This window comes from Gemmatimonadota bacterium (assembly GCA_026705765.1).
GTDB lineage: Bacteria > Latescibacterota > UBA2968 > UBA2968 > UBA2968 > VXRD01.
Map to the genome: position 1 here is coordinate 1 of JAPPAB010000126.1, position 9142 is coordinate 9142.

The 9142-nt window shown below is 49.8% G+C and carries 7 protein-coding genes and 1 pseudogene; 7 read left to right on the forward strand and 1 reads right to left on the reverse strand.

The window, feature by feature from the left end:
• Positions 1-33: 33 nt before the first annotated feature.
• A complete protein-coding gene (locus OXH16_16865) occupies positions 34-741 on the reverse strand; it encodes an LON peptidase substrate-binding domain-containing protein (GenBank protein MCY3683071.1) in 708 nt (235 codons plus the stop codon).
• A 272-nt stretch (positions 742-1013) separates the two neighbouring features.
• Here OXH16_16865 and solA point away from each other — a divergent pair, with 272 nt between their 5' ends.
• From solA to OXH16_16900, 7 genes and pseudogenes are all read left to right on the forward strand, one after another.
• Positions 1014-2168 (forward strand): N-methyl-L-tryptophan oxidase, encoded by a 1155-nt coding sequence (gene solA, locus OXH16_16870; protein MCY3683072.1) that lies wholly within the window; start codon positions 1014-1016, stop codon positions 2166-2168.
• On the forward strand, positions 2161-3603 hold the full coding sequence (locus OXH16_16875) for a hypothetical protein (protein MCY3683073.1): 1443 nt from the start codon (positions 2161-2163) through the stop codon (positions 3601-3603). Before solA ends, OXH16_16875 begins: the two co-directional genes overlap by 8 nt.
• Positions 3604-3903: 300 nt before the next feature.
• Positions 3904-4152, forward strand: a pseudogene (locus OXH16_16880) (BMC domain-containing protein).
• 220 nt (positions 4153-4372) lie between these two features.
• Positions 4373-4690 carry a hypothetical protein gene (locus OXH16_16885; protein ID MCY3683074.1) on the forward strand — a complete coding sequence of 106 codons (318 nt, stop codon included), beginning with the start codon at positions 4373-4375 and terminating at the stop codon, positions 4688-4690.
• Positions 4691-4891: 201 nt separating this feature from the next.
• Positions 4892-5749 (forward strand): RNA polymerase sigma factor RpoD/SigA, encoded by an 858-nt coding sequence (locus tag OXH16_16890; protein MCY3683075.1) that lies wholly within the window; start codon positions 4892-4894, stop codon positions 5747-5749.
• 203 nt (positions 5750-5952) lie between these two features.
• Positions 5953-6621 (forward strand): hypothetical protein, encoded by a 669-nt coding sequence (locus OXH16_16895; GenBank protein ID MCY3683076.1) that lies wholly within the window; start codon positions 5953-5955, stop codon positions 6619-6621.
• A 27-nt stretch (positions 6622-6648) separates the two neighbouring features.
• Positions 6649-9012: a DUF2723 domain-containing protein gene (locus OXH16_16900; protein ID MCY3683077.1), complete on the forward strand. Its 2364-nt coding sequence runs from the start codon at positions 6649-6651 to the stop codon at positions 9010-9012.
• Positions 9013-9142 lie beyond the last annotated feature (130 nt).

The window sequence follows — 9142 nt, forward strand, 5'->3', positions numbered from 1 at the left end:
TGAATACGCTTTTTCAACGCTTTTTTTACTATCTCATAATTTTAAAACAGCTTCTGAGTTGATTTTTTCGCGCAGTTCCAGAATTTCAACTTCGCGATTGAGGTATTGATTGATGGCTTCCAGTCGCCGATACAGATTGCGCTCGGCTAATATTTTTTGTTGGTCTTCAAATTCCACGTTGAGTTGTGAGGCGATGAAGTCTGCCTTGTGGGTTATTTCTGAGAGGGCGTCTAAGGCTGCCCCGACTTCTCGGGGTACATTGGGGGCGAGTGCCACTGCTTTTTTGAATTGGCCGAATATATTGCGCGCGAGCGCTTCCAATTCTGTGTTGTGTTCTATTTCTGATGCTATTTTCTCAACTTTCGCCACCGGATGAGGTTGCGATTGCAATACATCTATGAGTGATAGTCGCGCCATGCCCTGTACGAGCACTTGCATGCGGCCGTCGGGCATTTCCGCGGATCGCGCGATGTAGATTGCAGTGCCTACGGGATACAGGGACTCCCGGCGGATGTCTTCTTCGGCGTCGCTTTCTTCCAGTTCTCCAAAGATGGCGAGTACTTTGTGTCCGGCGTCTATTGCCGCTTGCGCGGCTTTGACTGCGCGTTCGTCTTCCAATAACAAGGGGGCGGCCATGAGGGGATAGATGACTACTTCTGATGTTACCAGCATGGGCAATTCAGATGGGATGCTATACGCTTCGATTGCGTTTACGCTTGTGAGGGGGTTGTCGTTTGGCATGATCAGATGCTCCTTGGAATGATGGTATATTACCTTTACCATTTTTTAAGCAATATCCGTGCCTGAAATCATAAATTCAGCTAATTGCTTTATTTACAACTAAATACTAATTTTTGTTCCAATATTTATTTCGAGGAGTGCCGATTTTGCTACCCGATTTCAGTCATAATGGCAGTTGTGTCACGCTCAGACTGATGTTATTTCACGCTGGAAACGCATTGCAGGTTTCGGTATATTGGAGAGGTTGTAGTTTGGTTCTTTCGGAGAAAACGATGTCTTCTACATATCATACACTCGTCATTGGTGCAGGGATTAATGGTCTGTGTACATGCTACCATCTCTTGCGGCAGGGCATTCGCGATGTTGGGCTGATTGAGCAATTTGGTCTCGCTCACGGCCGGGGCAGTTCACACGGGGATTCGCGCATTACCCGCAGTGCGTATGTGAATGCAGATTATGTGCGTCTCATGCAAATTGCACACGGCGAGTCGTGGCCCCAGCTCGAGCGCGATGCAGAGGTCCAGCTCATTTATCCCACGCCCGGCTGTTTTTTTGGTCCACCGGGGGGGAAATACGAAAGTTATGCTGAGGCTGTGACAGAGGTTGGTGTGGATGTGGAACCTCTCACCCCTGAAGAGGGGCGGAAGCGCTTTCCGGTTTTTCGCTTTGAAAATGCCGCTGGCGTTCTCCATGACCGCACGGCTGGGCTTGTGGCTGCCGCGCAGGCTGTTCAGTCTCTTATTTATCTGATTCGCAGACAGGGTGGGGATATCCGGGAAAATACGACTGTGCAGCGCGTTGATATTACTCGCGATCCCATTCGCGTGGAGACTTCTGCGGGGGATTTTGAAACAGAGCGTCTGATTGTGACGGCTGGTCCCTGGGTGTCTCGTTTGCTTCCGGTTCTCGATTCGCGGGTTGCAGTGGCGCGTCAGACGGTTGGGTTTTTCCAGCTTGAGGGGTCGCGGGAGGAATTTCAACCGGGGGCTTTTCCGGTTTGGGGTTATCTCCTGCGAAAAGGCGATATAAGTTATTACGGTCTTCCGCAATTTGGGCGCAATGGGATCAAGTTGGCCAAACATATTGTCAGTGGTGTTGACGACGATCCCGACGATGTGCCCACGCAGATGCCGGAAGACGCGATTGAGGATCTTCGGGTATTTATTAAAGCGCAATTTGTTCCGCCTGTTGCGCGGTTTCTCGATTGGGAGACATGTCTTTATACCAATACGGGTACTGAGGACTTTATTCTCGATATCCATCCGGATAATCCCAATGTGGTTATCGGAGCGGGCTTTTCAGGGCACGGTTTTAAGTTCGGACCGCTTACGGGGCGCATTTTGTCTGAACTGAGTCTTAATGGCAAGACGTCTATACCCGAATTTGAGGCGGCGAGGACTATGTTCGAGGTCCCAGGTAATGTTTGAGCTTGTTATTCACCGACGTGCAGTGCAATTTTCCATCGCGCTTCTGACCGTCCTGCTCTTCGCGCCTTCATCCGCGTATGATCGCGACCGCTGGGAAAATTTTACCAGCATGAATTACGTCACGTCCATAGTGGAAAGCCCGACGGTCATTTTTGTGGCGACGACCGGGGGCATTCGCCGCTATGACCGGTTTGCCAAGACGTGGCTGGCTCCGCTGACAACCCGCGATGGTCTGCCCGATAACCGGGTGCAGCGGATTGCTTATGATAGCGATACAGGTGATCTGTGGTTTGAAACGCCCTCGGGTGTGGGCAGATGGCTTACTGGCGTGCAGAGCGTCATGCCGGGGGGCAGGCCTCCTGCACATCTCCACAATCCCCGGTCAGTTCCCCAAATTCCACCGGTTTTTCCGCCTTTTGGGTATTATCTCGACGAGCACCAGGTCATAGGTCCCCGGCGCAATTATGCGATTACAGATGTGTTGATTGACTCGTGGCGCCATCTCTGGATCGCCACATGGGGTCTGGGTGTGGGGCAGGCCGAACTCATTGATGGTCAGCTTTCATTCCTCACTTATGGTCCGCTGGAAGAAAATGTCACTGCTATTGCACGCGATGGTGATGTTTTGTGGATTGGGGGCGCAGATACTTATCGCGCACCTGCGCGAGGCATTACCCGGTATCGCCCTGGTACAAATACGTGGGAGTATTTTGAAGCCAACCGCATCATCGGTCTCGACGATCCCCAGATTGCCACGATATTACCCGGTGATGAAAATGTGTGGTTTGGCACCCACAATGGTCTGATGCGGTATTACAGACGCACGGGACAGTGGTTTACTTATCGCGAGACTCGTCTTTGGGGGCAGGTGCAGGCACTGGCACGCGATAACGACATTCTCTGGATTGGCTCGGAACGCGGTTTGGCTATGCTGGATATTAAAGCCGATTCGCTCGACTATGTGCAGGGTAGCGAATACGCGATTATCAATGCTATGGTTGCAGGTCCCGATTATATATGGGCAGGTACTGAGAGCGGTCTTTTTCAATGTGCCCGAGGGGATCGCACTTGGCGACCTGTAGCCGATGATATTGCCAAACGAAGGATACACGCGCTGGCTATGCACAACAATGATTTGTGGTTTGCTACAAACGTCCCATCAGCAGCTGTGCGATACCGTCCGGGAGATAATACCTGGCGCGAGTATCCCCTCGCCGAGATAGGCGGGAGAGATCGCGTTTCAATTGAGGCCGATGGCGATGAGGTGTGGGTTGCCACGAGCGCAGGGGCTTTTCTTCTGGATGTGCCGCGCCACCTCTGGACGCATTACACGATGTACGATGGTCTTGCACATACGCGGGTACAGGTTGTTCTTCGGGATGGCGGATATGTCTGGTTTGGTACTGCTGAGGGGCTGAGTCGTTTTCAATGGTGACTCATGAGTTTCCTTTATAAGCTATATAACTATATTACAATACACTACATTAGGATAGCTTTCACATGTAAAAAAATGCGTGACATCTGACCTCAAATTTGTTACTTTTGACTCTCGCGGTATCCATATAAATCAACACATTCGTAGATTGGCAAGTCTAATGAACCTTCCGTTGGATTACACAACTATTTTCATTTTCTCTGCCAAAAATACACACCGTTGAATAGATTTGTTCGGCGGCTGTTCATACGCATATGGCGTTTTGAGTAGCCGCTTTTCTTTGTTTGGAAATAAGCATTTATGAAACCTGCCCTCGGACTTATTGAAACGCTGGGTTTTGTCGGCGTTGCAGAAGCGGCCGATGCAGCAACCAAAGCAGCGGCCGTTGAGTTGTCTGCCGTCGAACAAATAGAAGGTGGTATTATTTCGATTCGCGTTTTAGGCGATGTTGGCGCAGTGCAGGCTGCGGTTGAAGCCGGTGTGCAGGCGGCGCAACAGGTGGGCACCCTGGTGGCACATCACGTGATTCCCAATCCACATGAGGATCTCGTCGATGTTTTTGGGTTGATGGAAAAAACGGACGAAATAGACGGAACGAATGAAGAGGATCTCGAAAGTCTGCCTGTACATCGCCTGCGCCAGATTGCTCGTGAAACGCCGGGTATTGCTATTCAGGGGCGGGAAATTTCACGCGCAAATCGAGCGCAGTTACTATCCGAACTTCGCCGTGTAAAAAATCAAACCGACGCTTAATGCTGGAGCAAAAACAATGAATTCCGAAACTCTTTGGGAAAAAATCAAGCAAGGTCTTCGCGATGGCGCGGCTACAGCAGCGGAAAAAGCCGAATATCTGGGCAGACTCGGCCGCGCACGCCTCGATATTGCGCGTACGCGCCACGCTATTCACGATGCATTTACAGAACTTGGCGGACAAATATACGAGGAACTCAAAGACCATGAAGCCGCCATTGAGGCACAAACTGAAGCGGTTCAAGGTCAAATCGCGACTATTGGCAAGCTCGAAGAGCAATTGCAAAACCAGGAAGCACAATTCAAAACATTACAAGAATCAGATAGAGAAGATTAGAAACTTCTTCTGGCCCCACCAGAAGGTAGAAGCCCGTTGCCGTGTCGAGAAAGGGAAGGGATTTAGCACTGGCAATCGGGTAAAGATAGGAGGTATTCATGTAAGATTCTCCCTTTGTCGTTCAAAGACCTTTGTCCTTTATCCTTGCAGGTGTTATCTGCCTGCGCAAATCCCCTGTGCAAAGAAGGAGAGGTTGACGAAGTGCCAAGACTATCTAAAAGACCTTATGCTCGTGAAGACGAATCACTGGATCAGTATTTGCAAGAAATTGGCGAAGTCGCGTTGCTTACAGCGGACCAGGAAGTCGTGCTGGCCAAACGAATAAAAAAGGGCGATCAAGGTGCCCTGGAAGAGTTGACCACAGCCAACCTGAGATTTGTGGTAAGTGTCGCCAAACAATATCAGAATCAGGGCCTTTCGATGGGCGACCTGATAAATGAAGGAAATCTTGGACTCATCAAAGCTGCCAAGCGTTTTGATGAAACGAAGGGTTTCAAATTTATTTCCTATGCCGTGTGGTGGATCCGACAGGCGATTTTACAGGCTCTGGCAGAGCAATCTCGCATTGTTCGCCTGCCGCTGAATCGGGTTGGCGCGCTCCACAAAATTGGCAAGGCTTCGAGTGGTCTCGAACAGGAGTATGGTCGCGAACCCAGTCCGGGTGAAATTGCCGATGAACTCGGCATGAATGATTTTGAAGTGCGCGATACACTCAAAATTTCGAGCCGGCATCTTTCACTGGATGCGCCTTTTAAAGATGGCGAAGACAATAATCTGCTCGATGTACTTGAAGACGGCATGCAACCCCCTCCCGACGATCCACTTCTCGATGACGCACTCAGACGAGAAATAGAAAAAGCCCTCGCTACCCTCACCCCTCGTGAAGCCGAAGTCATTACACTTTATTTTGGCATCAATCGCGAACAGCCTCTTACCCTCGAGGAGATTGGCGAACGTTTTGGATTGACTCGAGAGCGCGTGCGTCAGATTAAAGAGAAGGCACTTCGGCGATTGCGCCATACTTCGCGCAGCCGTCCGCTGAAATCTTATTTGCATTAATACGGACCGCTATTCCAATAGGCCACAAACGGGTTTGCCCGATGTGGCCTATTATTTTTTTGGGAGAACTTTTGGTTTGCTGGGGGGTATAGTTTAATGGTGAGAAGGGGAGCCTTCCGCGTCTCACCGCCTCTTGACTGATTCTTCCATAATCCATACATTTGTCCGTCTAAAAAAATTTTATCTCAACCGGAGAATCACAAATGTCTAATCGACGTTTTATCTATGCTCTGTTTTTACTTTTCACTGCTTGTACGAGCTTACCGTTGTCTAAACCTGCGCCCGTTTTTGCCGAGGATGAAGAAGTGCCAGAACCCGCTATGATAGGCGGTAGTGGGGTGACATCCTGGATTTTGAAAGGGAATAAAATTTACTATCTCAAATGGGATAGGGAGTTTGAACAGGCGCAGATTTATGGTCCCCATGAAATCGGTGGCGAGGAGATCAAAGAAGTCCTGCTCCTGCAGAGTACGGGTGATTTTGCCTGGATACTGCGGGGCGACGATGTCTATTTTGCCACTGCAAAACGCGAAGGCACATTTGTGAGACTGGAGGTCGAGCGTCCTGAAGAATTGCCGGATTCAGATGGATCGGAACCGGTTATGATGGCTGGTGGTGGATCCAGAGCCTGGGTTTTGAAGGGCGATAGTTTGTTTTTTTTGAAATGGGATCCGACGTATGGGAGTGTGCAGATTTATGGGCCCGAAGATCTGCCTCCCCATACCTATGGTCCCTCTGAACCCGTTCTCATGCACGGTACAGGTAGTTCAGTATGGGTTTTGCGGGGCAATGAGGTTTTTTATGTTATAGCCAGAGTTGACGGCACATATGTCGATATTGAAATTGAGCGACCCGAAGACCTTCCGGAGTAAGAATCCATACTTGCGAGTAGAAACCCTATGAACGAATTTGGACAGCGCAATAAGATCGTCGCTGGTCTGGTATTTTTTGTCACGACTGTTATCTATCTCTCGACACTGGCACCTACTGTTGCATTTTGGGACTGTGGCGAGTTTATTACTACTGCTTATACTCTGGGCATTCCCCATCCCCCCGGCGCGCCGTTCTATACTTTGCTGGGGCGTATCTTTTCCATGTTGCCTTTTGGAGAGGTCGCGTTTCGCGTGAATCTCCTGTCGGCTGCTGCTGGTATTGCCACAGTTGTTCTCATCTATTTGTGTACTGTCCGTTTGCTCTCCACATGGCTGGATCGCGAAAATACTGTCCAACAAGTCGCTATTCTTGTCGGTGGTGTGGTTGCTTCCCTCAGCACGGCTTTCTCTTTTTCTTTTTGGAATAACGCCATCGAAGCCGAAGTTTATGGTCTGTCGATGTGTATTACTATGCTGGCGGTGTGGGTGGCTCTGCGCTGGGATGACGCGCACAAAGACCACAATAGCGATCGTCTCTTGCTTTTTATTGCCTATCTTTTTGGACTCGGCGCAGGTGTACATCTCCAGTGTTTGCTCACCATTCCCGGTATTCTCATTCTGCTTTTTACCGATTTGATGGAAGATCGACCCCTCAAGCATCAGGTGCTCGTGGTTGTGGGGCTTACCCTTTATCCTTTCTTATCTATTATTTTTCCCATCGGGGTCGCCGCACTCCTGACGGGTGCTATTATCATCGGGTTGCTCATTTTGAGGCCTGAGTGGCGCAATCCCCAATTCTGGCTTTTGGGAGTTATTATCGGTGCGCTGGGTTTTTCCACGTATTTCGCCCTTTTTATTCGGTCGGGTCTCAATCCCATGATTGATATGAACGACCCCGAGACCTGGGAGAATTTCAAAGCATTTATGGGGCGTCAGCAATACGGGATCCACCTTGTTTTTCCACGCCGCGCCGAACCCTGGGTTTTTCAGTTTAATATTTTTATCAAATATTTTCTCCAGCAGTTTCCGTTTTTTGATGGGATTTCCGCAGCTTTTCGCCGTGCGGTAGATGTTTATATGAGCCGATATCAGATCATTCAATATTCTCTGATTACGCTCGCGCTCGGCATTGGCGGTGCTGTGTATCACCTGCGTATGGATTGGAAGCGCTTTGCTTCCCTTTTTGCCATGTTTGCCCTGATGGGCGTGGGGCTTGTGCTCTATCTCAATATGCCCGATCCAGAACCCCGCGAGCGCGAATATATTTTTGTGGGGGCTTATACAATTTTCGGTATATGGATGGGGATTGGTGCTGCGGGGCTTATCGCCTGGGTGAAGACGCCGTCTCTGGCGTGGGTCGCGGCGGCTCTCATGCTTCTGGTGCCGTCGGGTATTCTGGTCAAAAATTATCACGTACACGATCGCACGGGCGATTTTGTGCCCTATGATTATGCCTATAATATTATGGCTACCTGTGAGGAGAATGCCATTTTGTTTACCAATGGGGATAACGATACGTATCCCCTGTGGTTTTTACAGGGTGTTGAGGGCGTGCGCAATGATATTCAAATTGTCAATCTCAGTCTGATCAAGACTTCGTGGTACATTAAACAGTTGAAGAGGCTCGGTGTTGAATTCGATCTTGAGGATGATGAGATTGAAGGCTTGCTTGGGGCTCTTCCCTGGGATTATGACCAGGCCGTAGAGATAGCAGGTCTTAAACTCGAGGCGGGAGATCTTCCCATAGTCGGGTACCCTGCGGGCAGAGAGACGATCCCAGTCCTGGAACCCCATACTTTGATGATATGGCGCATTTTGAAATACAACTGGGAAAAGCGGCCCATTTATTTTGCCGTGACTGTGCCCGATATCAATATGGCGGGTTTGAAGCCCTATTTGTCTATGGAGGGAATGGCGTATAAACTGGTCAGGTCCCGGGGATACGAGCAGTTTGAGGAGGAAAAGATCAGGCGAAATTTACTCGAGGTCTATCGATATACCGGCGTTGCGGATAGTACGGTTCACAAAGACCCGGTTGCGCGTCGCCTGCTCGGCAATTATCTGATTCTCTTTGATGGCCTTGTCCGTGCGTACATTCGGCTGGGTATGCACATAGAGGCTTACGATGTTCTCGTGGAAGTCGAAAAACGCGTGCCTCCATACGCGCTCGATTTCCCGGAGACATGGCAAATCGTTGGCGAACACTATCGCGCACTGGCGCTCTATTTTTACGAATCGGGTGATATAACTCGTGCTGTTTCTGCGCTTGAAAACTTTCTCCGCCTGGGTCCACCAATAGAAAATCCCGAAGATATACGCAGGCTCATAGACCGATGGAAACTGGGGACGATGCCGAGGGAGGCAGATAGTGTGGGGTCTGTTGTGCCTTGACCGTTTTCAATACTCCCATTGTTCATATACTCTTTTGGCCGGGATTTTGTTTTTCCATTGGCGCATGAGCACATAGCCTACGACAAATCCGGCAATGTGGGCGAACCACGCGACGTCACTTGTGCCGCTG